This window comes from Nocardia coubleae NBRC 108252, assembly GCF_001612805.1.
Lineage (GTDB): Bacteria > Actinomycetota > Actinomycetes > Mycobacteriales > Mycobacteriaceae > Nocardia > Nocardia coubleae.
This window is the reverse complement of sequence record NZ_BDBD01000008.1, coordinates 110,247-134,233: the sequence shown is the minus strand read 5'-3', so window position 1 is coordinate 134,233 and position 23,987 is coordinate 110,247. Positions and strand designations below refer to the sequence as shown.

Below are 23,987 nucleotides of genomic sequence, written 5' to 3'. Positions count from 1 at the left end.
AAACTGTTGTAGGGCAACAATAAACCCGGCACCCATGGGTGCCGGGTTCTCACATGCGTTACCGGACCGGGGCTGCTGGCCCGGTAACGCCCGTCTTGTCTACCTAGACGGAGGTACGCGTACGGGTGCGCGCGTTGCGCCGCTTGAGCGCGCGACGCTCGTCTTCGCTCATTCCACCCCACACGCCGGCGTCCTGGCCCGACTTCAGGGCCCACGACAGGCAATCGGCGGTGACGGGGCAGCGGGCGCAGACCAGCTTGGCATCGGCAATCTGCGCGAGCGCAGGACCGCTGTTACCCACCGGGAAGAACAGCTCGGGGTCCTCATCGCGACAGATGGCCTTGTGGCGCCAGTCCATTCCTCTGCTCCTTTGCGCGGGCGCCACAAAGGGCACCTCTGGTTAGTGGATCGTTCACTTGTGCGACTCGAATGTTTCCGCACGGTTGCTTGTGAATGCTTTCACGATCACCGTAGATGTCAATAGGTCTGCGGCGCACCGTGGGGGAGATCACGCTCTAGGCTGCCCACATGGGGCACCTGCCCGGTCCTTTGTACTCGCGTCTCCGGGTTTTCGCAGCGCAACCCGGAGATTTTTTCGAGAGTTCCTTGCTCAGACGGGCTTCGGGGCTACCACATCGAGCACGCTCGGCACCGATGTGAAATGCACCATCTTGCGTTTTCCGATGAAGTCGCCATCGATTTGCAGGCCGATCTCACCGGGAGAATCGATGCGAACCGAATCGACATCGTCGATCCGAAACAGTGCGTCCGCCTTAGGGTTTCCATTATCGCTCAGCAACTGCCGGGCGAGCAACAGGGTGCGCGTCACACTCATCGACCCCATCGCGAACACCCCGAGGCCCGTTTCGAAGGTCGTACCGGGATTCGTACGAACCGGACGATCCTCCAGATAGGTCCACGGGCTCGAATTCGTGACGAAGGCGTAATACACCGACTCCACCGGATCGTGTCCCGGAACGGTAACGGTGACGCTCGGTTCATGCCTGCGCGCGCGGAAGAACTGCCGAACCGTCGTCCGCAGATAGCGCGCCGGAGTGGCCTTGCGACCTTTGGCGCGGGCCGCGTCGATCGCCTCGCACACATCCGCGTCGAGGCCGACTCCGGCGCTGAATGTGAACCACCGGTCATCGGCCAGACCGAGCCCGATCCGGCGGTCCGCGTCGCGGCCGAGCAGATCGATGAGCTGGTTGGTAGCTGTCACCGGATCGGGGGAGATGCCGAGGGCGCGGGCGAACACATTGGCCGAGCCGCCGGGGATCACCCCGAGGCGGGGCCGCCACACCTGATCGTCTTCCACCTGGGGCAGCGGCAGGAACCCGTTGATGGTCTCGTTGACCGTCCCATCGCCGCCGTGCACGACGATCAGGTCCATCTCCTGGGTCGATGCCCACTGCGCCAGTTCGGCCGCGTGACCGCGATGCTGGGTGTGCGCAACGGTCAGCTGCGTCCGGCTCTCCAGGGCATGCGCGAGCAGGTCCCTTGTCGCCGGCGTGGTCGAGGTGGCATTCGGATTAACGATGAGCAGCGTCCGCACTGTATCCATCTTGCCGCGCCTGCGGCCCGGCGGGTTCGCGGCCCCTGGAGGGCCCGCCGGTCAGGCACCGCGGCTTGCTCCTTCGTCGCCTACGCCGCGGCACCTGACCGGCGGGCCGGGCCGCGAACGCCCCTCCCTAGGGGTCGGGGGTGCGGGGCCGGGGTCGTACGCTGGGCGCCGTGACGGAGCGCGACATGACCAAGGGTGACGAGCACGACCACGGCGGAAGGGCCGACTCGGGTATCCCGACGACGGTGCGGGTGGCCGGTGCGATCGTCACCCTCGAGGGGCTGGCCGGTGTCGGCACGGCGGTCGTGCTGATCGTGCGGGCGCTCACCGGCCACGACCAGTCGGTGGCCAGCGGGGTCGGTACGGCCATGTGGTTCATCGCGTTGTTCGGCGGCGTGCTCGCGGCCGGGATCGCGCTGCTGCGCGGCAAGCGTTGGGGCCGGGCCATCGCGGTCATCGCGCAGATCCTGTTGCTGCCGGTCGCCTGGTCGTTGCTGACCGACTCGCATCAGCCGGTGTACGGCACCCTGCTCGCCGTCGTCGCGCTCGGCGGCCTGGCCGCCCTGTTCGCACCCGCGTCGAGCCGGTGGATGGCGCAGGACTACGGCGAGCTGCCCGAGGAGCGCTAGCCGGTCTTCGCGCGCAGCGCCTGCCGACACAGGTGGTCGGCGGCGCGAGTCGTCTCCGGTTGCCGGAAATTCTTCGTGAGCGCGAGCACCTGGGCGCAGGCGGTGTCGAGGTCGACGAGATGACCCACCGAGACGAACAGTGGTTTCACACCGTCCCTGGTGCGCAGTGCGCGGCCGACGATCTCGCCGTCGATTGTCACCGCACTGCTGTCACCGCGTCGCGGCCCGGGTTCGCAGTATTCGCCCCACACCGATTTGGCGACACCGATCGTCGGAATGCCCGTCAGCAATCCGACATGACAGGCGAGGCCGAATCGGCGCGGATGCGCCAGGCCCTGCGCGTCACACACGAGCAGATCCGGTGTGCGCGTGAGTTTTTCGAGGGCGGCGACGGTGGCGGGAAGTTCCCGGAAAGCGAGCAGGCCCGGCACGTAGGGAAATGTCGAAACACCGTATGCCACCGCCGTTTCCACGGTTTCCAAGGTGTGCGCGTCGAGAATTACCGCCGCCGTGGCAACGGTGCCGTCCGCGGCGTAGGCGGAATCGATTCCGGCCACTGTCGAGAATTGCGGTGGCACAGGGTTTTCGGCGCGAACCAGCGGGCGTAGCCGATCTTGCAGTGCGACGGCGTCCTCGGGTGTGGCGGGCCAATCGTGCGGTAGAGCTATGCGCATCCGATATCACCGCGCCGACGCGGCGAGCGCGGACAGTTCCTTTCCCGCGAGCCGGTACCCGGTCCATTCGTCTTGCGCTGTGGCGCCGAGGGATCGGTAGAACTCGATCGACGGCGTGTTCCAGGTGAGCACCGACCACGACACCCGGCTGTAGCCGTGCGTGACCGCCTCGGCGGCCAGAGCGGCGACCAGGGCGCGACCGAGCCCCGTGCCGCGCGCTTCGGGGCGCACGTAGAGATCCTCGAGGTAGATGCCGTGCACGCCGTCCCAGGTGGAGTAGTTCAGGAACCAGATCGCGCACCCGACCACCTCGCCCTCGTGCTCGGCGACGTGGGCGAACACGGCGGGTGACGGCCCGAACAGGGCCGCGCTCAACTGCGCCTCGGTGAGTGTGCACGCCTGGGGAGCCTTCTCGTACTCGGCGAGATCGTGCACGAGCCCGACCATCGCGGGCACGTCGGTCGCGAGGGCGCGGCGCACGGTCAACGGAGGTCTCCTTCGGTGCGATGAGTCAGGTTGTGGGCCCAGATCGTATGCGCCCCATGGTCGTAACCGAGAACGCTCACCGCACCGGTCGACATCGCGAACCGCCGCCCCTCGCGCACCGCGAACTCGCCCCAGCGGGCGATCAGCACGCGGGAGAAGTGCCCGTGCCCCACCAGCACCACATCGCGGTCGGCCAGGGCAGGCTCGGCCCGGTCGAGGACGTGGTCGGCGCGGGCACCCACCTGCTCGGCCGTCTCGCCGCCGGGCACCGGGTGGGTCCACACGGTCCAGCCGGGGACGGTCTCGCGGATCTCGGCGGTGGTGACGCCCTCGTAGTCGCCGTAATCCCATTCGACCAGTTCGTCGTCGACATGGATATCGGCGAGCCCGGCCAGTTCGGCGGTCTGGCGCGCACGCAGGCGCGGGCTGGTGAAGACGAGCGGATCACGCAGGTCGAGGGACTTCACGACCAACCCGGCCGCGCGGGCCTGCGCCTCGCCGAGCTCGGTCAACGGCAGATCGGTGCGGCTGGTGTGCTTCCGTTGCGCGGACCACGTGGTTTCGCCGTGGCGGAGCAGGACCAAACGGGCGTCGGATGCGGACATGGCTCCATCATGACAGCCCGGCGGGCTCAGCCGAGTGCGTAGAGCCTGCCACCGCGTCGTTCGAAGACGGTGTCGCCGAGCACCGCCGTGCTGATCGGGTCGCCGCTGTAATCACTGCGCTGCACCGCGATCCGCGCAACGGTCGTCCCGGTGGCGAAATCCACCGCGAGCATGCCGTCGGCGACGGGGACCAGCAGTCTGCCCGCCATCGACGCCGGGGTACCGAGCGCGTCGCGCACCGTCCAGGTGGGCTGTAATGTGGCGGCGCTCAAGGCGATCAAGGTCTTGCCGGTGAACACGTAGATCGCCGAGCCGAGCCGGGTCACGGTGGTGCGGTCGGTCCACGGCTCGGCCAGCGCGGCGGAGGACACCTCGTTGCCGGTGCCGTCGTGCACGGCGATGCGGGCCGGTTGCGCGAGACCCGTCGCCGTGGCCGGGGTCGGCGGATAGTAGACGGCGATCTTGGCATCCGACACCGCGATCACCCGCACCTCGGCGGAGTCGGCGCCCGGTGCGGTGAGCAGGCGCGAGCCGTGTTCCTCGGGTGCGGTGGCTTCCTTCGGCGACGGGGCGAGCACCGTCAGCCGGGCGCCCGGATCGTCCGGGCACCGTTCGATCACCGCCAGCCGCGACGAACTCGAGGCCGCCGAGCGGAGCTCACATCCGCTGCGCGGCTGGGTATTCGGGTTCACCGGCGCGTCCACGTAGCCGTACTCGAGCGTGCGCACCAGATCCGAACGCCACATCTCCAGCCGGTCGGCACCGAGGGCGAGCAGATAGGTGCCGTCGCCGGAAAGCCGGATCGCATCGTCCATGTAACTGCTGCGGGCGATGCTGCGGGCACCGGTATCCGCGTCGAGCATGGTGGTCTGGCTGCAACCACGCTGATCGCGGTAGGTCGCGATCACCGAACCCCACTGCGCCTCCACCCCGCACAGCGGCATGTCCCGCCGGTACCACCACCGCTGCTCACCGGTCAGCGGATCGCGCCCGCTCACCGTGCCTTCGTCACCGGTGACAACCACATTTCCGGCGACGAGCGCCCGCGAAGCGGCCGAATCCGCCGCGTGCCATCGTTCGCGCAGTGTGCCGGGCAACTGGGTCGCAGCCACCACGGTGGGTGCGGGGGAGTCGGCGGTTACGGAATCGGTGCCGGTGGCGTCCGCACGCGCCCACACGACAGCCGCCGCGACCAGGCAGACAACGGCGATCGTTACGGCGGCGATGACATCGGCACGGGTACGCCGCTCCGGAACAACCACGCCAGCGACCCTAGCAGGGCCGCCTCTCCGGGAATTCTGGCCGGACTGAGGTGCGGTGAGGGTTGCGTCGGCGGCCAGACGAGGTAGGGGGTCACCCTAGCCCGTCCCCGGTGAGTTACCCATGTGCTCGCCTGCTGCTCCGGGACGGAATCGTGAGACTTTGCCTGCGGCAAGGGTGAGGTGGTGGGCACTTATGCCGGTGAGTACGCGAACGGCCCGCCATCTGGTGATGACGGGCCGTTTCGGGGGGTGCTGGGTGCGGTCAGGCGTCGACGGTTACCTGAGTATCGGCGGTGGTGTCCGCGGGCTTGCGGCGACGGCGGCGGCGAGCGGGCTTGGGCTCGGCGTCGGCATCGGTCGCCTCGGCGGGGGTCGAATCGGCCGGAGCCGACTCGGCGGTGGCCGATTCGGTCGGTGTCGAGTCGGTGGGCGCCGAATCAGTGGCCGACTCGGTGGTCGCGTCGGTGCCCTCGGCGGGCTTGCGGCGGCGGCGACGGCGGCGGGCCGGCTTGTCGCCTTCGGCGGTGTCGCTCGCGTCCGACGCTTCCTCGGTGGTGGTTTCCGAGGAGGTCGTCTCGGCGGACTCGGCCTTGCCGCCACGGGTGCGACGGCGGCTGCGCGTGGTCTTGGGGCGCTCGGTGCGCTCCACGACGACCGCGTCCTCGTCGCGCTCCGGCTTCGGCTTGCGCACCACACCGGTGACGCCCTCGGGGATGCCGAGGTCGGAGTACAGGTGCGGCGAACGCGAGTACGTCTCGGCGGGGTCGGCCATGTTCAGGCCGAGCGCCTTGTTGATCGACTCCCAGCGGTGCAGCTCGTCCCAGTCGATCAGGGTGATCGCCACGCCGGTGCGGCCCGCACGACCGGTGCGCCCGATGCGGTGGACGTAGGTCTTCTCGTCCTCGGGGCACTGGTAGTTGATGACGTGGGTGACGTCGTCGATATCGATACCGCGCGCGGCGACATCGGTGGCGACCAGCACGTCGATGGTGCCGTTGCGGAACTTGTTGAGCGCCTTCTCCCGGGCCACCTGGTTCAGGTCGCCGTGCACGGCGCCGACAGCGAACCCGCGCTCGGCCAGATCGTCGGCCACCTTCTGCGCGGTACGCTTGGTGCGGGTGAAGATCATCGTCGCGCCGCGGGACTCGGCCTGCAGCACGCGGGCGACCAGTTCGGCCTTGTCCATCGCGTGCGCGCGGTAGACGAACTGCTTGGTGCGGTCGTGCACCGCGGAATCGTTGGCCAGCTCGGCGCGGATATGCGTCGGCTTGGTCAGGAAGGTGCGGGCGAGCGTGATGATCGGCCCGGGCATGGTCGCCGAGAACAGCATCGTCTGACGCTTGTCGGGCACCATCGTGAGGATGCGCTCGATATCGGGCAGGAAGCCCAGGTCGAGCATCTCGTCGGCCTCGTCGAGGACGAGCACGCCGATCTTGCCGAGGATCAGATGGTTCTGATTCGCCAGGTCCAAGAGTCGACCCGGGGTGCCGACGACCACGTCGACGCCCTTGTTCAGATCGGCGATCTGGGAGTCGTAGGGACGGCCACCGTAGATGGCGGCGACCTTCAGCGGGCCCTGGTGGTTGGTCAGGTACTTGCTCGCGTTCTCCAGGTCCTTGGTCACCTGGATGCACAGCTCGCGCGTGGGCACGATGACCAGCGCGCGCGGCGTGCCGTCCAGCGGGGTGGTCCCGGTGTCGGCGGTCGCGACGCGGTGCAGCAGCGGCACACCGAAACCGAAGGTTTTACCCATACCGGTGCGGGCCTGGCCGATGAGATCCTCGCCGGCCAGTGCCAGCGGCAGGGTGAGTTCCTGAATCGCGAAGGTGCGTTCGATACCGATCTCACCGAGCGCGCGCACAATTTCGGAGCGCACCCCCAATTCGGCGAAACTCGGCGGCGTGTGGGTGTCGTCCAGTTCGGCCGTCAGCAGGGTGTCGGCCACACCGGGTTCCTGTTCGACAGTGATCTTGCTCAGGGTTCGTGCCTTCCTCGTCATTGCATCTCGCACGCACGAGGTGGGGCGGGCCGGTCGGCCCGCGACGACCACATATCCGCCTGTGATACTCGCCGGGCCAGCGCCGATCGCGTCTGCGTCATCGGCGCGGCACATCGGTGATACGGATTCGGTGCGCGCACATTTTCCTGGTCAACGCTGCCGGGTGGCGCTGTGCGCCGTGGTGTGACGCGCCCGCGAAGTGTGCCGGGGCTACGAAACTAGCGTTGTCCACAGTGATTGTAGCGTGATATTCTGCGCAATCCGAATTTCACGCCGTCGAGGCGTCGCGTGAAAATCGAAATCGTCGCCGGTCACGCCCGCATACACGATGCGACGCAGCGCAATTCACCGATTCCGGTTTTCGCGCGTGTCGCGGATGTAATAGAGGTCACTGTAACCGGCGGTACCGGGATGTGAGACATTTCTTGTCGTGAGCATCACCGACACCGTCACCACCGCCGCGCGCAACGCCTGGGCGCTGAGCTTCGGCGCGGGCATCGAGGCGCCCGACCCCGCGCCCTCGACTGTGCTGTGGGACGAACCGCACCGCAAGCTGTGCCGCTACGACACCGAAAACGGCTCGGCTGCAACCGATTCCGCGGTGCTGCTGATTCCGCCGCTCGCGGCGCCCGCCACCTGCTTCGACCTGCGCCCCGACCAGAGCCTGGTTCGCCACCTGGTGTCCACCGGCCGCCCCACCTACCTCATCGATTACGGCGAGATCGGCTTCGCCGACCGCCGGATGGGTTTCGAGGACTGGGTCACCGACATCCTGCCCGAGGCGATCCGCCGGGTCAGCGCCGATCGCGGTGGCGCGCCCGTCGACCTCGTCGGCTGGTCCATCGGCGGCATCTTCGCCCTGCTCACCACCGCCGCCAACGCCGATCTGCCGATCCGTTCGGTCACCGGATTCGGCCCGCCGCTCGATTACGACAAGATGCTCGGCATGCCGCAGGTGCGCGCGGTCGCCCGGATCACCGGCGGCAAAGCGGTCACCAACGTGGTGCGGGCCGTCGGCGGCATCCCCGCGCCGCTGACCAAATTCGCCTACCGGGTGGCGGCGTTCGACCGCGAACTGGCGCGGCCGATGTTCATCGCGGGCAATATCGCGCGCACCGAGACGCTGGCCAGAATGGAATCCATCGACCGGTTCCAGGCCGCCATGCCCGGCTACCCCGGCCGCTTCTACGGGCAGCTGTGGGGCCGGTTCATCCTGGCCAACGACATCGGCAAGGGCAAGGTGCACCTGCGCGACCTCACCATCGACCTCGCCGAGGTGCGGGTGCCGGTGCTGCTGTTCGGCGGCACCGCCGACGTCATCACGCCGAAGGCCGCTGTCGAGGCGGGTTTGCGCACGCTCACCGGGTCGCCCTCGGTGACCTACGAGGTCGTCCCCGGCAGCCACCTCGGCATTCTCGCCGGACCACAGGCCCGCGACACCACCTGGACGCATCTGGACAAATTCCTGGCCGATCGCGACTGATCGGCGATCGCGACTACGATTGGCGGTCATGGGAGCCCAGACCTCAGCCGCGCCGGAAATTTTCTCGACCGCACCGCTGTCCGCCGATCACCCGGGGGTGACCGAGCTGTTCGCGGTCCTCGCCTACGGCGAGCTGTCCGCGTTCTACCGGCTCGCCGAGGAAGCCAAGCTCGCGCCGTCGGTGCGCGGGCGGGTCGCGGTGGCCAAGATGGCGGCCGCGGAGCTGGCGCACTTCGAGGCCCTCGAGGCGGCGCTGAGCGCGCGCGGGGTCGACGCCGAGCGGGCGATGGACCAGTACCAGGGCGCGCTGGACTCCTACCACGCCTCCACCGACCCGTCGACGTGGCTCGAGTCGATGGTGAAGTTCTACGTGGGTGACGGCCTGGCCGCCGACTTCTACACCGAGATCGCCGGCGCGCTCCCCGCCGAGGTCGCCGATGTGGTGCGCGACGTGCTCGCCGAGACCGGGCACTCGCAGTTCGTGGTCGAGGAGGTCCGCAACGCGGTCACCGCCAGCCGGTCCGAGCGCGACCGGCTCACCCTGTGGGGTCGCAGGCTGCTCGGTGAGGCGATCACCCAGGCGCAGTACGTGATGGCTCAGCGCGACGAACTGGCCGAACTGGTGCTGGCCGCCACGGGCGACCTCAACGGCATCGTCTCCCTGTTCGACCGCATGCAGGAGCGCCACGCCGCCCGCATGGCCCAACTAGGGCTGTGACCGCCTCTCCGCGACTCTTGGCCAGACTCGGGTGCGGGGAGACTTGCGTCGGCGGCCAGACTCGAGCAATGGGTTGCGGTAGCCCGTGCCCGGTGAGTTACCCATGTGCTCACCCGTCTCCCCGCGACTTTTTGGCCGGACTCAGGTGTGGGGAGGCTTGCGTCGGCGGCCAGACTGGGCAATGGGTTGCCGTAGCTCGTGCCCGGTGAGTTACCCATGTTCTTGCGGGATCTGTCAGCCGTTGGCTGCTTGGGGGTGGATCAGGCGTAGTTCCGGTGCGCGGGCGGCGGTTTCGCGGGGGAGCCAGATGACGATCTGCTGATCGTTGTCCGCGGACAGCGTCTGCACGGTGAAGGTGAGTGTGCCGCGGGTCGGGTGTTCGAGGCCGAGCAGGGTCGGTAGGTTTTCGGCGAGGCGGTGTGGTTGCCAGCGGTGCGCGAATTCCGGTTCGGTGCTGAGGAATTCGATGGTCGAGGCGATGCTTTCGTCTTCGGGGCGGCGCAGTCTCGTGCGGGCCAGTTGATCGGCGAGCAGGTCGGCGTATTGCGGCCAGTCGGTGATGGTGGTGCGCGCCAGTGGGTGTCGGAACGCCCAGACCGCCAGGTTCACCTGCTCGGGATCGTCGAGCAGGCCGAGCGGGGCGACGAGGTCTTCCCAGGAGTCGTTCCACGCGAGCACATTCGCGCGCGGGCCCAGAGCGAAGGCGGGGGTGGGCGTGAGGGCGTCGAGCACGGCGGTGAGCGCGGGCGGCACCTGATCTAGCTTCGGGTCGAAAGCCGTACTGGGGCAGCGCGCTTCCTTGCTGGTGGTCAGTGCCAGCCAGCCGAAATGGGCGCGTTCGGTGTCGTTGAAGCGCAAGGCGGTGGCCAGCGCGTCGACGACGGCTGGGGAGGGGTTGCTGTCGCGGCCCTGCTCGAGCCGGGCCAGGTAGTCCGCGCTCACGCCCGCCAACACCGCGACCTCCTCGCGGCGCAGTCCCGGTGTGCGCCGGCGACCGCCGCCGGGCAGGCCGACGTCTTCGGGGCGCAGTTCCGCACGGCGGGCGATGAGCAGTTCGGCGAAGGTCGAGCGGGCTCCAAGCTGGTCGGGCATTGCTCCATCCTCCCTGGTCCTGGCTCCGACAGCCTGGCCCTGACAGGTCCAGGATAACGGCGGTCTGGTTAACGGACCACGGTCCGGTCAGGCTGGACGCATGACTTCTTCGACACAGACACAGCAGCTGAAGGCCGGATCCTGGGCGCTCGACCGCAGCCATTCCTCGGTCTCGTTCACCGTTCGCCACCTCGGCATCGCCAAGGTGCGCGGCGGCTTCACCCGGTTCGAGACCGAGTTCGTTGTCGACGAATCCGGTGCCGCCACCATCGGCGCGACCATCGACCTGGACTCCTTCGACACCGGCAACGCCGACCGCGACGCCCACGTGCGCAACGCCGACTTCCTCGACGTCGCCAACCGTCCCACCCTGAGCTTCCGCGCCACCGAACCGGTCCGGATCGCCGAGACCTTCACCGTCACCGGCGAGGCCACCCTCGGCACCGTCACCAAGCCGCTCACCCTCGAGGTGGAGTGGGGCGGCGTCGGCGACTTCCCCGACGGCTCGCGCCACGCCGGCTTCTCCGCGACCGGTGCCATCAAGCGCACCGATTTCGGTGTCGGCGGCCCCATGCCGGGCATGCTGTCGGACACGGTCAAGATCGAACTCGAGATCGAGCTCGTCGAGCCCTGATCCCCGCTCGTTCGCTCACAGCGCAGGCGGGTGTGTCACCGGGGCCGAACGGCTGCATTAGCCTGGAACTCGACAACACAGGACTCTTACGTTCGGAGGTTGGCCGTGGAGGTCAAGATCGGTATTTCGGATAGCCCTCGGGAGCTCGTCATCAACAGCTCGCAGAGCCCTGACGAGATCGAGGCGCTGGTGACCGATGCCCTCAGCGGCTCCGGTGGCGTCGTCAAGCTCACCGACGACAAGAACCGCAAGTTCCTGATCCAGGCCGCGAAGGTCGCCTACGTGGAGATCGGTTCCCCGGCCGTCGGCCGCGTCGGCTTCGCCACGGTGTAAGACGCAGTAAACGAAACGACCCGCCATCACTGGGATGGCGGGTCGTTTTCGTCTGTGACCTAGCGGTCGCCCGAAAGACGGAACGGCACGTGCTTCAGGCCGCCCCAGGCCAGGGCGACGGTGGTGTCGACGGCCTCGTCCTTGGGGACCGGGCGGTCGGCCTCGAGCCAGTAGCGCGCCGAGAACTGGCTCGCGCCGACCAGGCCGACGGCCAGGATGCGCGCCCGGTACGGGTCGAGACCGGAGTCGTGGGCGACCAGGTCGAACACCGCGTCGACGCAGGCCTCGGTGGCCTGTTCCACCCGGCGCTGCACCTGCGGTTCGCTGGTGAGGTCGGATTCGAAGACGAGGCGGAAACCCTGCATCTCGTTGTCGACGAAGTCGAAGTAGGCGGCGACGGCGGCGCGGACACGCTGCTTGTTGTCGGTGGTGGAGCGCAGCGCCTGACGCACGCTCGACACCAGGATGTCCACATAGTTCTGCAGCACCGCCAGATACAGTTCCAGCTTGCTCGCGAAGTGCTGGTAGAGCACCGGCTTGCTGACACCGGCCACCTGCGAGATCTCGTCCATGCCCGCGGCGTGGTAGCCACGCTGGACGAATACCTCGCTCGCCGCGAGGAGCAGTTGCTGACGCCGCTCGTCACGAGGTAGGCGGGTGCCGCGCTTTGCCGGGACCGTCTCCGGCACCGATCGGCGCGAGGTCATGCGGTCCACGAGGTCAGTCATCTCGGCTCTCTTTGTCGACTACACCAGGCAGGCGAATGTGCGCCCGATGTCCCACGAACGATACTCGCACAGTGTTCCCCCAGAGTTTCGCCCTGGAAATGTAGTACCAGGCGGGAACGTTCGCCGGGCCGTAACCGGCGGATCTTCCCCGGCCACCCGCGTCACCGATTTGGCCACTGTGAGAATCTGGTGTGGTGACCGACCGCCCGGAACGACCATCCGGCGGCGGGCGCGATGTCGCTCGCCCCACGCAAACCACCGAGTCCGGTTCAGTGACTTCGGAGTCAGAAGGGCGGGAACTGCAGGTCTACGACCCCCTCGGGCTGTACCAACCGGCCGACCGATCGCGTCAGCCCCTCCGCGCACGCTGGGATCCCACCGAAGCCGACACCGGCAGGCCGCGCAGCCCACAGCGCGACGCCAAGAAGCAGAGCGCCCTCGGCCGCTTCGTGTCCACCTACGGGTGGCGGGCCTACGCGCTGCCGGTGTTGCTGGCGGTGACGGCTTTCGTGATCTTCGACGCGCTGCGCGTGGCCAAGCAGCCCGCACCGGCGGACCCGGGGTTCGGGGCGTTGAGCCCGAACGTCGCCCAGTCCGGCATCATCGGCGCGCCGCCCGGCGACGGGAAGTTTCCCGCCGATCTGCCGCTCGGCGCGCTCCCCGAGGGCGGCGCGTTCGTCGAGCGCGGCGCGGGCACCTGGCATGTGGTGCCGGGCACTGGCCCACAGGTCGGGGTGGGCACCGAGCGGGTGTTCCGCTACACCGTCGAGGTGGAGGACGGCATCGACACCTCGGCCTACGGTGGTGACGTGGCCGTGGCCAAGATGGTGGAGACCACCCTGGCCAACCCCAAGAGCTGGACCAAGGACCCCAAGTTCGGGTTCCAGCGCATCGACGTCGGCGAACCCGACTTCCGGCTCTCGCTCACCTCCCGCGAAAGCACCCGCGCCGCTTGTGGATTCGAGATCCCCATCGACTCGTCGTGTTACAACGCGAGCATCGACCGGGTGGTGCTGTCGGAGGCCCGCTGGGTGCGCGGCGCGCTCGCCTTCGACGGCGACATCGGTTCCTACCGGCAGTACCTCGTCAACCACGAGGTCGGCCACGCCATCGGCTACCACGGTCATCAGCCGTGCGAGACCGAGGGCGGCCTGGCGCCGATCATGATGCAGCAGACCTTCGGCACCAAGAACAACGACATCGCCCTGCTCGACCCGCACGGTGTGGTCCCGCCCGACGGCAAGACCTGCCGCTTCAATCCCTGGCCGTACCCGCGCGGCTGAGAACTCCGCCGGTGCGAGACCATGGGCGGGAAGAACAGTACGGCGGTCAGTGTTGTAGATACACACGGCCATCGGTTTGCGGCCGCCTTGATCTGGACTGACCAGAGGGTGCGACGAAGGAGTGCCCGGCGGGAGGGAAGATCAAGGGAACAGGCCGCAAACCCGCGGCGCCAGCCGCCAAAGAAACGGAGTTCCGAAGGTGTCTTTCAACGGGTCCCTGCCGCCGCTCGTCGAGCCTGCGGCGGAACTGACCAAAGATGAGGTCGCGCGGTACAGCCGCCACCTGATCATCCCCGATCTCGGTGTCGACGGTCAGAAACGGTTGAAGAACGCCAAGGTGCTCGTGATCGGCGCGGGAGGTCTCGGGTCGCCCGCCCTGCTGTATCTGGCCGCCGCGGGCGTCGGCACGCTCGGGATCGTCGAGTTCGACGAGGTCGACATGTCGAACCTGCAGCGCCAGGTCATCCACGGCGAGTCCGACATCGGCCGGTCCAAGGCCGACAGCGCCCGCGATTCGATCCTCGAGATCAATTCGGGAATCGACGTGCGGCTGCACAAGATCCGCCTTGAACCCGACAACGCCGTCGAGCTGTTCCGCGAGTACGACCTGATCGTCGACGGCACCGACAACTTCGCCACCCGCTACCTGGTCAACGACGCCGCCGTCCTCGCGGGCAAGCCCTACGTGTGGGGCTCGATCTACCGCTTCGAGGGCCAGGTGTCGGTGTTCTGGGAGGACGCGCCCGACGGGCGTGGCATCAACTACCGCGACCTGTACCCGGAGGCCCCGCCGCCGGGCATGGTCCCGTCCTGCGCCGAAGGCGGCGTGCTCGGCGTGCTGTGCGCGTCGATCGGTTCGGTGATGGTGACCGAGGCGATCAAGCTCATCACCGGCATCGGTGAGACGCTGCTGGGCCGTCTGATGGTCTACGACGCACTGGACATGAACTACCGCACCATCAAGCTGCGCCGCGATCCGGAACGCCAGCCGATCACCGAACTGATCGACTACGAGGCGTTCTGCGGTGTGGTGTCGGAGGAGGGCCAGGCCGCCGCCGCCGGGTCGACCGTCACCGCCGCCGAGCTGAAGGACCTGCTCGACGCCGACAAGGTCGAACTCATCGACGTGCGTGAGCCGGTGGAGTGGGACATCGTGCACATCGACGGTGCGACGCTGATCCCCAAGGACCGCATCCTCTCCGGTGAGGCGCTCTCGGAGCTGCCGCAGAACAAGCCGATCGTGTTGCACTGCAAGACCGGGATCCGCTCGGCCGAGGCGCTGGCCGCGCTCAAGCGCGCCGGTTTCGCCGACGCCACGCACCTGCAGGGCGGCGTGGTCGCGTGGGCCAAGCAGGTCGATCCGTCGCTGCCCGTGTACTGATCCGTACCGGTCCGCCGTTGATTGCGGGGAGGTCGCAATGGGGTCGCGTGCCAGCGTGCCTTCGGGCTGTTGACGCGTCCTCAGGGTTACGGTACGGCCGTGACGTCAGTGACTTCAGTCGAACCACCCGAGCATGTGCGGGCCACATTCGGTCTTCGCGAAGTGACGCCGGTCTCCCTCGGTGACTGGGACGGTGGCTGGCGGCTCGGCGATGTGGTGCTGAGCCCGGTGGCCGATCACGCCCGCGCGGCGTGGTCGGCCAAGGTGCGCGAAACCCTAGCCGTCGACGGTGTGCGCGTCGCGCGTCCGGTGCGTGCCACCGACGGCCGCTACGTGGTGTCGGGCTGGCGTGCCGACACCTTCATCGACGGCGCCCCCGAACCCCGCCACGACGAGGTGGTGTCGGTGTCGCTGCGATTACACAAGGCGACAGCACAATTGGAGCGCCCGCGTTTCCTGGTGCAGCCGCCCGTCGCGCCGTGGGTGGATGTGGATGTGTTCGTCGCCGCCGACCGCGCCGCCTGGGAATCGGTGCCGCTGCGCACCCTGCGCGCGGGCGGCGTCCCCCTCACCGCGACCCCCGACGGCCAACGCAGCCTGGAACTGATCGGCCAGTTGGCCACTCTGCGCAAACCGGTCCGCAGCCCCGACCAGCTCGTCCACGGCGACCTGTTCGGCACGGTCCTGTTCTCCGGCACCCACGCCCCCGGCCTCACCGACATCACCCCGTACTGGCGCCCGGCCTCCTGGGCGGCGGGTGTGGTCGTCGTCGATGCCCTGGCCTGGGGCGGCGGTGACGACGGCCTCCTGGAACGCTGGTCCAGCCTGCCCGAATGGCCACAGATGCTGTTGCGCGCCTTGATCTTTCGCCTCGCCGTGCACGCCCTGCATCCCCGCTCCACCCCGGAAGCCTTTCCGGGTCTTGCCCGCACGGCCGATATGGTCCGCCTGGTCCTGTAACAGAAATGCCGAAAGCCGCGCCCGGTCGGGGATTCCGGGCGCGGCTTTCGTGGTGTCAGACGTTGGCGTAGGCCAGGGACGGGACCTTGTCGGTGGCGAAGGAGGTGCGCAGGTAGCACCACCAGGTGACGCCCGCCATGACGACGAAGGCGACGGCGTAGGCCCAGAAGGCGGGGGCCATGGAGCCGAAGTTGATGTTGGACAGGCGAAGTGCCTGTTGCAGGATGAATCCGCCGAAGGCGCCGACGGCCCCGATCACGCCGATCGCGGCGCCGGCCTGACGACGTGCCGATGCCTGGGCCTCGGTGAGCTGCATGCCGTGTTCGGCGGCGTACTTCTTGGCGGTGGCGCCGAAGATCGACGGGATCATCCGGTAGGTCGAGCCGTTGCCGACACCGGTGAGCACGAACAGCAGCAGGAACGCGGCGAGGTAGAGCGGGAAGCTCTTCATCGACAGCGCGGTCATGATCAACGCGACCGCCACAGCCATTCCGGTGAAGACCATCACCGTGATGCGCGCGCCGCCGACCTTGTCGGAGATCCACCCGCCGACCGGGCGGCTGAACGACCCGACGAGGGCACCGAGGAAGGCGAGGTTACCGACCGTGCTGATCCAGCCGATCTGGGTCAGGTGCGGGAAGTTGGCCTTGATCAGGGTCGGGAAGGCGAACGAGAAGCCGATGAACGAACCGAAGGTGCCGATGTAGAGGAACGACATGATCCAGGTGTGCGGGTTGGTCAGTGCCAGCTTGTAGGACTTGCCGTCGGCCTTGGCCGAGGTGATCGAGTCCATGTAGCGCAGCGCCCCGAACGCGGCGATCAGGATGAACGGCACCCAGACCAGGATGGCGAGGGTGAGGCCGAACCGGTAGCCCGCGGCGTCCTTGGCCAACAGGTGCGTGCCGAGCGTGATCAGCAGCGGTGCGGCCAATTGTGTCTGTGCCACACCGAGATTGCCGCCCGCGGCGTTGATGCCGAGCGCGGCGCCCTTCTTGCCCTCGGGGAAGAAGAACGAGATGTTGGCCATCGACGACGAGAAGTTGCCGCCGCCGACACCGGCGAGCGCGGCCAGCAGCAGGAACACCCACATCGGGGTGCCCGGCTGGTTGACGAAGTACGCCAGGCCCAGCGTCGGGAACAGGAGCATGCCCGCGCTGAAGGCGGTGAAGGCCCGACCGCCGAACTTGGGGACGGCGAAGGTGTAGGGGATGCGCAGGGTGGCGCCGACCAGGGTGGGCACCGAGGTCAGCAGCAGGGCGTTGGCGACGGCGGTCGGGTTCCCCTTGCCGAGGCCGTCCAGGAACGTGAAGCCCGCGGCGCCCATGGCGGTGACGATGGAACCGAACAGGACCCAGACGCTGAAGCCGAGGTTCTCGGCGAACACCGAGAACCACAGGTTCTTCTTGGCGGTCTTCTCACCGCCCGATTCCCAGAATTTCGGATTGTCGGGCTCCCACTGGGTGAGCCAGCGGCCCTTCTTCTCATATTCGAACGACGCGGTGTCTGTCGTCTGGCCGGTGGCGGCGATTGCGGTCATCGGCTTCCTCTCGATCGGGCGCGTGATGCGGTGTCGAGAGAAACGGTAGAAGCCGGTTGTTGCGTGACAATGGCCTCAGGTGACATTCGAGCCAACTCGGGCTCACCGCGCGATTCCCGTCGGGGTGACAGCTCGGTTACCCGGCGAAACTCAGCGGTCTGGGTACTCGGCGATGAGCGAGCCGAGGAAGCAGCGCGCGGCCTGCATCGCGCGGTCGGCGTCGCCGTCGATGACCGCCTGCACCAGTTCGATGTGCTCGCTGTCGTAGGCGTCGTCGGATTTGGCGGTGCGCGCGTGGATCACCTGCTCGATCACCGGCAGCAGCGAGTCGTAGAACTCCAGGTACACGGCGTTGTGGCTGGCGACGACGATCGCGCGGTGCAATTCCACATCGGCGGCGATGGCCACCGGGTCGGGTTTGGTCCAGTCGCGGTCGTTGCGTTCGGCGAGCAGGCGGCGCAGGTTGGCGATATCGGTGTCGTCGCGGCGACGCGCGGCCAAGCCCGCGGCGGTGGTGTCGAGCGCCTGGCGCAATTCGAGGATGTCGCGTTCCTCGGCGTCGGCGAAGTACTTGCCGAGCGTGCCGCCCACCTCTGAGGTGGCGATCACGTAGGTGCCCGAACCCTGGCGGCGCTCGAGCATGCCCGCGTGGACCAGGGCCTGCACGGCTTCACGCACGGTATTGCGGCCGGTGCCGGTGAGTTCGGTGAGTTCGGGTTCGGTGGGGATACGGCCGCCGACCGGCCAACGGCCCGACCGGATTTCGGCGCGCAGTTGTTCGGTCACCTGGGCGATGAGGCTGGAGCGCCGGACGGGTTGCACGTGAGCCAGCGTAAGGCAAAGCGGCAGGCCGGTACTCGAGCCTGACTTGTCGCTCACATTTGCTGGCATCGATCATCGGGTCATCCTATGATTTCGTCTGTGACTCCTCCGCCCTCCTCCGAAACCTTGACCCGGCTCACCCCTGTGGATGGGCAGGTCGATGGTCGATGGGATGCGGTCGATGGTGGGAGTGCGCTCCCGAATCCGCCCGCCGAGGTCGATCAGGCGGAGTCCGAGCAGCTCACCCGTCGGTCGCTGATCGAGGGACGGCTGCTGGTTCTCGCGGCCATCATCATGTCGGCGCTCACCCTGCGTGCCGCCGTCACCGCGTTCAGCCCGCTGGCCGAGCAGATCGGTGACGACATCGGGTACGGCACCGCCATCGTCGGTGTGTTCGGCATGCTGCCGACCGCGATGTTCGGCGTCGCCGGGCTGGTCACCCCGTTCGCGGTGCGGCGTTTCGGGCTGGAGCGCACGGTTCTGCTGGCGATGCTGCTGGCCGGATTCGGTTCGCTCGCCCGCGTGTTCTCTTCCGGCACCGGCGAGCTGCTCGCCTTGTCCGGGGTGGCGCTGCTCGGCATGGGTATCGGCAATGTGGTGATTCCGCCGCTGGTCAAGCGGTATTTCGCCGATCGGCTGGCGTCGATCTCCTCGCTCTACATCGTGATGGTGCAGCTGAGCACGGTCATTCCCGCGTTCGTCGCGGTGCCGCTGGCCGAGGCGCACGGGTGGCGCATCTCGATGGGCGTGTGGGCGCTCGTCGGTTTCGCCGCGGCGGTGCCGTGGCTGGTCGTCCTGCGTGACCGCCGCGGCCGCGACAAGGCCGACACCACCGCGCTGCCGTCCGAAACACCGACGGCCACAGGCAAAGTGTGGCGTTCCCCGGTGGCCTGGGGCATGGCGGGCATGTTCGGCATGACCTCGCTCACCACCTACGCCATGTTCACCTGGCTGCCGACCATCCTGGCCGACGCGGGCGCGAGCGCCGCCTTCGGCGGCAACATGGTCGCGCTGTTCGCGCTGATCGGCCTGATCCCCGCGCTCGGTGCGCCGACCGTCGTCTCGCGCATGCGCAACCCGTTCCCTGTCGTCGTCGCGTGCATGGTGCTGTTCGTCATCGCTTTCGCGGGTCTGCTGATCGCGCCGATGAGCGCGCCGCTGCTGTGGGTGGTGCTGCTCGGCCTCGGCCCGAGCACCTTCCCGATGGCGCTGACTTTGATCAACCTGCGTACCCGCACACCGCAGGGTTCGGCGGCGCTGTCCGGATTCACCCAGGGTGTCGGTTACGTCGTCGCCTGTGTGGGTCCGCTGCTGTTCGGCATCCTGCACACCGCCACCGGTGGCTGGCTCGCCCCGTTCGGTCTGCTGCTCGTCGCGCTCGGTGTGTTGCTCACCGGCGCCTGGCAGGCCTGCAAACCGCGCATGCTCGAAGACACCTGGAATTGAGCGGAAGAAAACTCACCGTTCGAGTTGCGTAATGGTGCGTTCGGGTCGATGCTACCTACATCACACCCTCACGGGCGTTTCGAATGATTTCCGGCCGCCTTCTTACGTGCGGAAACCGTTGTGTCACATGCCCGAAACAAAAGGGCTGATCTCACCCCTGTGACCGGGGCGGCGTGAGAAACCGTTGATTCAAGCGCAATTTCCCGCAGCATTTCGGCAATACCCATTTCCTACCGTTGGGCCATCGCACTTTTGGGAGGCCCAACTTGAGCACGCTGAAGCGTAACCACGACATCGAGCACTGGGATGCCGAAGATGTCGCGGCCTGGGAGGCCGGCGGCAAGGACGTTGCCAAGCGCAACCTGATCTGGTCGGTCATCGCCGAGCACGTCGGGTTCTCGGTGTGGTCGATCTGGTCGGTGATGGTGCTGTTCATGCCGACCGACAAGTTCGGCATCGATGCGGCGGGCAAGTTCTTCCTCGTCGCCATGCCGACGCTGGTCGGCGGATTCCTGCGGATCCCCTACACCGTGGCCACCGCCCGCTTCGGCGGCCGCAACTGGACGATCTTCAGCGCGCTGCTGCTGCTGGTGCCGCTGGTGCTGACCCTGTACTTCGTCACCCAGCCGGACACCTCGTACACGACCTTTTTGATCGTGGCCGCGTTCGCCGGTGTCGGTGGTGGCAACTTCGCCTCGTCGATGACCAATATCAACGCCTTCTACCCGCAGCGACTCAAGGGCTGGGCGCTCGGCATGAACGCCGGTGGCGGCAATATCGGCGTCCCGGTGATCCAGCTGCTCGGTCTGCTGGTGCTGGTCATCCTCGGCGGCGACTACGCCTACCTCGTCTGCGCGATCTACCTGGTCCTCGTCGGTCTGACCGCGGTCGGCGCCGCCCTGTACATGGACAACCTGCGCAACCAGAAGGCCGACCTGTCCTACATGGTCAAGGCGCTGCGGGTGCCGCAGTCCTACGCCATCGCCTTCCTCTACATCGGCACGTTCGGTTCGTTCATCGGCTACAGCTTCGCCTTCGGCCAGATCCTGCAGATCAGCTTCAAGGCAGGTGGCGACACCGCCACCCAGGCCGCGATCCACGCCGCCTCGATCGCGTTCATCGGCCCGTTGCTCGGTTCGCTGTCGCGCCCCTACGGCGGCAAGCTGGCCGACCGCATCGGCGGCAGCAGGGTTGCGCTCGGCACGTTCGGCGCCATGATGGCCGCCGCGCTGATCGTGATCGCCGCCTCGACGATGGCCGACCGCAACAACGGGGTCGCCTCCGGCGCCACCATGACCTTCCTGGTCATCGGCTTCATCGCCTTGTTCGTCCTGTCCGGTTTCGGCAACGGTGCCGTCACCAAGATCATCCCGTCGGTGTTCGAGGCCAAGTCCAAGAGCCTGCCGGGCTCGCGGGCCGAGCAGGCCGCCTGGTCGCAGAACGCCGGCGGCGCCCTGATCGGCTTCGTCGGCGCGATCGGCACCCTGGGTGGTGTCGGCATCAACATGGTGCTGCGCAGCTCCTATGCCAGCACCGCCTCGGCCACCACCGCGTTCTGGGTGTTCCTCGCCTTCTACGTGGTCTGCGCGGTCGTCACCTGGGCCGTGTTCCTGCGCCGTCCCCGCTCCACGTCCCTGGTCTCCGGCTCCGACGTCGTGGTCGAGGCCGAAAACCTGGTCCTCGAGGCCGAATCCACCGCTTCGTCGGCCAAGTCGTCGGCTCGCTGACAACCGACCACAATCCAGGAGGTCACTCTCATGAACAGCACTCGCAAGACAGTGGTCGTGGTCGGCCACGGCATGGTCGGACACCGCTTCGTCGAGGCCCTTCGCTCGCGCGACGACGCCGGACAGTGGCGCGTGGTCGTGCTCTCCGAGGAGAAGCTGCCCGCCTACGACCGCGTCGGCCTGTCCTACTACGTCGGCAACTGGAACCCCGACGACCTGGCGCTGCCGGGCAACATGTACGAGGGCGACGAGCTGGTGGAGCTGCGGCTCGGCCAGCGCGGCGAGTCCATCGACCGCGCGGCCAAAACCGTCACCACCTCCACCGGTGACGTCATCGCCTACGACGCGCTGGTGATGGCCACCGGTTCCTACGCCTTCGTGCCGCCGGTGCCCGGCCACGACCTGCCCGAGTGCTTCGTCTACCGCACCATCGAAGACCTGGACGGCATCCGCGCCGCGGCCGAGAAGGCCGGACCCGGCGCGCACGGTGTGGTGATCGGCGGTGGCCTGCTCGGCCTGGAGGCGGCCAACGCGCTGCGCCTGATGGGCATGACCCCGCACGTCATCGAGTACAACGACCGCCTGATGCCCGCCCAGGTCGACGCCGGTGGTGGCGCGATCCTGGAGAAGCTGGTCTCCGACATCGGCCTGAACGTGCACACCGGGGTCGGCACCGCCAAGATCGAGTCGATCGAGGAGGAGACCGGCGGGGTCAAGCTGCACCTGTCCGACGAGTCCGAGATCCACGCCTCGCTGGTGGTGTTCTCCGCCGGTATCCGCCCGCACGACTCCGTCGCCAAGGAGGCCGGGCTCGAAATCGGCCCGCGCGGAGGCATTCTCACCGATCTCGGCCTGCGGTCCTCGGACCCCGACATCTACGCGATCGGTGAATGCGCCGCCGTCGAGGGCGTCTGCTACGGCCTGGTCGCGCCCGGTTACACCACCGCCGAGATCGTCGCCGACCGCCTGCTGGGCGGTGCGGGCGAGTTCCCCGGTGCCGACATGTCGACCAAGCTGAAGCTGATGGGCGTGGACGTGGCCTCCTTCGGTGACGCGCACGCCACCACCGAGGGCGCGCTGTCGGTGGTGCTGCACGACGCCGCCAAGGGCACCTACGCCAAGCTCGTCGTCTCCGACAACGCCGAGATCCTGCTCGGCGGCATCCTGGTCGGCGACGCGTCGGCCTACGCCGCGCTGCGTCCGCTGGTCGGGCGTCCGCTGCCCGCCGACCCGGCCTCGCTGATCTCCCCGGCCGGCGCCGAACTGGGCGCCGACGCGCTGCCCGACGACGCGCAGATCTGCTCCTGCAACAACGTGAGCAAGGGCGCCATCTGCGGCGCCATCGCCGAGGGCGCCTGCGATATCCCGGCCGTGAAGGGCTGCACCAACGCGGGTACCTCCTGCGGTGGCTGTGTGCCGATGATCAAGAAGCTGCTGGAGCAGTCCGGTGTGGCGCTGTCCAAGGCGCTGTGTGAGCACTTCGAGCAGTCGCGTGCCGAACTGTTCGACATCGTGAATGTCACTGGCATTCGGACGTTTTCGGAGCTCATCGCCAAGCACGGCAAGGGCTCGGGCTGCGATATCTGCAAGCCGACCGTCGCCTCGATCCTCGCCTCCACCTCGAGCGACCACATCCTCGAAGGCGAGCAGGCCGCGCTGCAGGACACCAACGACCACTTCCTGGCGAACCTGCAGAAGAACGGCACCTACTCGGTGGTGCCGCGCATGCCCGGTGGTGAGGTGACCGCCGAACAGCTGATCGTGATCGGCGAGGTCGCCAAGGAATTCGACCTGTACGTGAAGGTCACCGGCGGTCAGCGCATCGACCTGTTCGGCGCCCGCGTCGAGCAGCTGCCGCTGATCTGGAAGCGCCTGGTCGACGCGGGCATGGAATCCGGGCACGCCTACGGCAAGTCGCTGCGCACCGTGAAGAGCTGCGTCGGTTCCACCTGGTGCCGCTACGGCCAGCAGGACTCGGTCGGCATGGCCGTGCTGCTCGAGAAGCGCTACCGGGGTCTGCGTTCGCCGCACAAGCTGAAGCTGGCGGTGTCGGGCTGCGCGCGTGAATGCGCCGAAGCCCGTGGCAAGGACGTCGGCGTGATCGCCACCGAGAACGGCTGGAACCTCTATGTCGGCGGCAACGGTGGTCTCACCCCCAAGCACGCCGTGCTGCTGGCAGGCGACCTCGACGACGAGACGCTGATCCGCTACATCGACCGCTACCTGATGTTCTACATCCGCACCGCCGACCGCCTGCAGCGCACCGCGCCCTGGCAGGAGGCCCTCGAAGGCGGCATGGACTACCTCAAGGCCGTCGTGTGCGACGACAGCCTCGGCATCGCCGCCGACCTCGAGGCCGCCATGGCCAAGCACGTCGACGGATACAAGGACGAGTGGGCCGCGGTGCTCGAGGACGAGAACAAGCTGTCGCGCTTCGTCTCCTTCGTCAATGCCCCTGACGAGGCCGACCCGACGATCGCCTTCGACGAGAGCGGCGAACGCAAGGTGCCAGTGCTTCTGGGCTTGCCGGGGATGCCCGCCGGTGTTGGCTCGGACACAGCAGCAGCCGGGAAATAAGCGCTTAACCCTGTGGAAACAGGGCGCCTGTACCAATAGGTAAGGCG

22 protein-coding genes are annotated in these 23,987 nt (G+C 67.8%); 11 read left to right on the top strand and 11 right to left on the bottom strand.

The features are described 5' to 3' along the window. Positions 1-103: 103 nt before the first annotated feature. On the bottom strand, positions 104-358 hold the full coding sequence (locus NCO8_RS06945) for a WhiB family transcriptional regulator (RefSeq protein ID WP_022567051.1): 255 nt from the start codon (positions 356-358) through the stop codon (positions 104-106). 252 nt (positions 359-610) lie between these two features. After that, positions 611-1,555, bottom strand: a complete 945-nt coding sequence (locus tag NCO8_RS06940) for a diacylglycerol/lipid kinase family protein (protein ID WP_067491720.1) — start codon at positions 1,553-1,555, stop codon at positions 611-613. 194 nt (positions 1,556-1,749) lie between these two features. On the opposite strand from NCO8_RS06940, the gene NCO8_RS06935 reads away from it, so the two are divergent. Further along, the gene (locus NCO8_RS06935; protein WP_067637544.1) at positions 1,750-2,193 is read left to right on the top strand and encodes a hypothetical protein; all 444 of its coding nucleotides are present in this window, start codon (positions 1,750-1,752) and stop codon (positions 2,191-2,193) included. Here the strand turns inward: NCO8_RS06935 and NCO8_RS06930 are convergent. The 5 genes from NCO8_RS06930 to NCO8_RS06910 all read right to left on the bottom strand — a co-directional run bounded on the left by NCO8_RS06930 (position 2,190) and on the right by NCO8_RS06910 (position 7,219). Continuing rightward, positions 2,190-2,867 (bottom strand): endonuclease V, encoded by a 678-nt coding sequence (locus NCO8_RS06930; protein ID WP_067637388.1) that lies wholly within the window; start codon positions 2,865-2,867, stop codon positions 2,190-2,192. The genes NCO8_RS06935 and NCO8_RS06930 overlap by 4 nt on opposite strands. Before the next feature lie 6 nt (positions 2,868-2,873). Continuing rightward, a complete protein-coding gene (locus tag NCO8_RS06925) occupies positions 2,874-3,314 on the bottom strand; it encodes a GNAT family N-acetyltransferase (protein WP_067637542.1) in 441 nt (146 codons plus the stop codon). Between the two features lie 35 nt (positions 3,315-3,349). After that, positions 3,350-3,958: an acid phosphatase gene (locus tag NCO8_RS06920; RefSeq protein WP_067637386.1), complete on the bottom strand. Its 609-nt coding sequence runs from the start codon at positions 3,956-3,958 to the stop codon at positions 3,350-3,352. Between the two features lie 26 nt (positions 3,959-3,984). Then, positions 3,985-5,220: an Rv3212 family protein gene (locus tag NCO8_RS06915; protein WP_067637384.1), complete on the bottom strand. Its 1,236-nt coding sequence runs from the start codon at positions 5,218-5,220 to the stop codon at positions 3,985-3,987. A 262-nt stretch (positions 5,221-5,482) separates the two neighbouring features. Then, the gene (locus NCO8_RS06910) at positions 5,483-7,219 is read right to left on the bottom strand and encodes a DEAD/DEAH box helicase (RefSeq protein WP_067637382.1); all 1,737 of its coding nucleotides are present in this window, start codon (positions 7,217-7,219) and stop codon (positions 5,483-5,485) included. 430 nt (positions 7,220-7,649) lie between these two features. Between NCO8_RS06910 and NCO8_RS06905 the strand changes: the two genes are divergently transcribed. Together NCO8_RS06905 and NCO8_RS06900 are read left to right on the top strand one after the other, a co-directional pair. Beyond that, a complete protein-coding gene (locus NCO8_RS06905; RefSeq protein WP_067637380.1) occupies positions 7,650-8,702 on the top strand; it encodes an alpha/beta fold hydrolase in 1,053 nt (350 codons plus the stop codon). 28 nt (positions 8,703-8,730) lie between these two features. Continuing rightward, positions 8,731-9,420: a ferritin-like fold-containing protein gene (locus NCO8_RS06900; RefSeq protein ID WP_067491477.1), complete on the top strand. Its 690-nt coding sequence runs from the start codon at positions 8,731-8,733 to the stop codon at positions 9,418-9,420. Positions 9,421-9,654: 234 nt separating this feature from the next. Here the strand turns inward: NCO8_RS06900 and NCO8_RS06895 are convergent, their stop codons facing one another. Beyond that, the gene (locus NCO8_RS06895; protein WP_067637379.1) at positions 9,655-10,512 is read right to left on the bottom strand and encodes a helix-turn-helix transcriptional regulator; all 858 of its coding nucleotides are present in this window, start codon (positions 10,510-10,512) and stop codon (positions 9,655-9,657) included. A 100-nt stretch (positions 10,513-10,612) separates the two neighbouring features. On the opposite strand from NCO8_RS06895, the gene NCO8_RS06890 reads away from it, so the two are divergent. After that, positions 10,613-11,146 carry a YceI family protein gene (locus tag NCO8_RS06890; RefSeq protein WP_067491480.1) on the top strand — a complete coding sequence of 178 codons (534 nt, stop codon included), beginning with the start codon at positions 10,613-10,615 and terminating at the stop codon, positions 11,144-11,146. Positions 11,147-11,251: 105 nt separating this feature from the next. Further along, positions 11,252-11,479, top strand: coding sequence for a DUF3107 domain-containing protein (locus NCO8_RS06885; protein ID WP_067491482.1), 228 nt, complete (start codon positions 11,252-11,254; stop codon positions 11,477-11,479). Between the two features lie 59 nt (positions 11,480-11,538). Here the strand turns inward: NCO8_RS06885 and fasR are convergent, their stop codons facing one another. Further along, positions 11,539-12,207 (bottom strand): HTH-type transcriptional activator FasR, encoded by a 669-nt coding sequence (fasR, locus tag NCO8_RS06880; RefSeq protein WP_067491484.1) that lies wholly within the window; start codon positions 12,205-12,207, stop codon positions 11,539-11,541. Positions 12,208-12,401: 194 nt separating this feature from the next. Here fasR and NCO8_RS06875 point away from each other — a divergent pair, with 194 nt between their 5' ends. The 3 genes from NCO8_RS06875 to NCO8_RS06865 all read left to right on the top strand — a co-directional run bounded on the left by NCO8_RS06875 (position 12,402) and on the right by NCO8_RS06865 (position 15,831). Then, a complete protein-coding gene (locus NCO8_RS06875) occupies positions 12,402-13,490 on the top strand; it encodes a DUF3152 domain-containing protein (protein ID WP_439951669.1) in 1,089 nt (362 codons plus the stop codon). A gap of 199 nt (positions 13,491-13,689) precedes the next feature. Beyond that, complete coding sequence (gene moeZ / locus NCO8_RS06870; protein ID WP_067637377.1) at positions 13,690-14,871, top strand: adenylyltransferase/sulfurtransferase MoeZ; 1,182 nt, start codon at positions 13,690-13,692, stop codon at positions 14,869-14,871. A 108-nt stretch (positions 14,872-14,979) separates the two neighbouring features. Beyond that, positions 14,980-15,831: a TIGR02569 family protein gene (locus NCO8_RS06865; protein ID WP_067491486.1), complete on the top strand. Its 852-nt coding sequence runs from the start codon at positions 14,980-14,982 to the stop codon at positions 15,829-15,831. Between the two features lie 55 nt (positions 15,832-15,886). Here NCO8_RS06865 and NCO8_RS06860 read toward each other — a convergent pair whose 3' ends face one another. Together NCO8_RS06860 and NCO8_RS06855 are read right to left on the bottom strand one after the other, a co-directional pair. After that, positions 15,887-17,368 carry an MFS transporter gene (locus tag NCO8_RS06860; protein ID WP_067637375.1) on the bottom strand — a complete coding sequence of 494 codons (1,482 nt, stop codon included), beginning with the start codon at positions 17,366-17,368 and terminating at the stop codon, positions 15,887-15,889. Between the two features lie 150 nt (positions 17,369-17,518). Further along, entirely contained in the window at positions 17,519-18,190 is a 672-nt protein-coding gene (locus NCO8_RS06855) for a FadR/GntR family transcriptional regulator (RefSeq protein ID WP_067637373.1), read from the bottom strand. A 294-nt stretch (positions 18,191-18,484) separates the two neighbouring features. Between NCO8_RS06855 and NCO8_RS06850 the strand changes: the two genes are divergently transcribed. The 3 genes from NCO8_RS06850 (at position 18,485) to nirB (ending at position 23,940) form a co-directional block, all read left to right on the top strand. Beyond that, a complete protein-coding gene (locus NCO8_RS06850; RefSeq protein ID WP_245655271.1) occupies positions 18,485-19,636 on the top strand; it encodes an MFS transporter in 1,152 nt (383 codons plus the stop codon). A 266-nt stretch (positions 19,637-19,902) separates the two neighbouring features. Further along, entirely contained in the window at positions 19,903-21,363 is a 1,461-nt protein-coding gene (locus NCO8_RS06845) for a nitrate/nitrite transporter (RefSeq protein WP_084456682.1), read from the top strand. A gap of 30 nt (positions 21,364-21,393) precedes the next feature. Beyond that, the gene (nirB, locus tag NCO8_RS06840; protein WP_067637368.1) at positions 21,394-23,940 is read left to right on the top strand and encodes a nitrite reductase large subunit NirB; all 2,547 of its coding nucleotides are present in this window, start codon (positions 21,394-21,396) and stop codon (positions 23,938-23,940) included. The last annotated feature ends 47 nt before the right edge of the window (positions 23,941-23,987 follow it).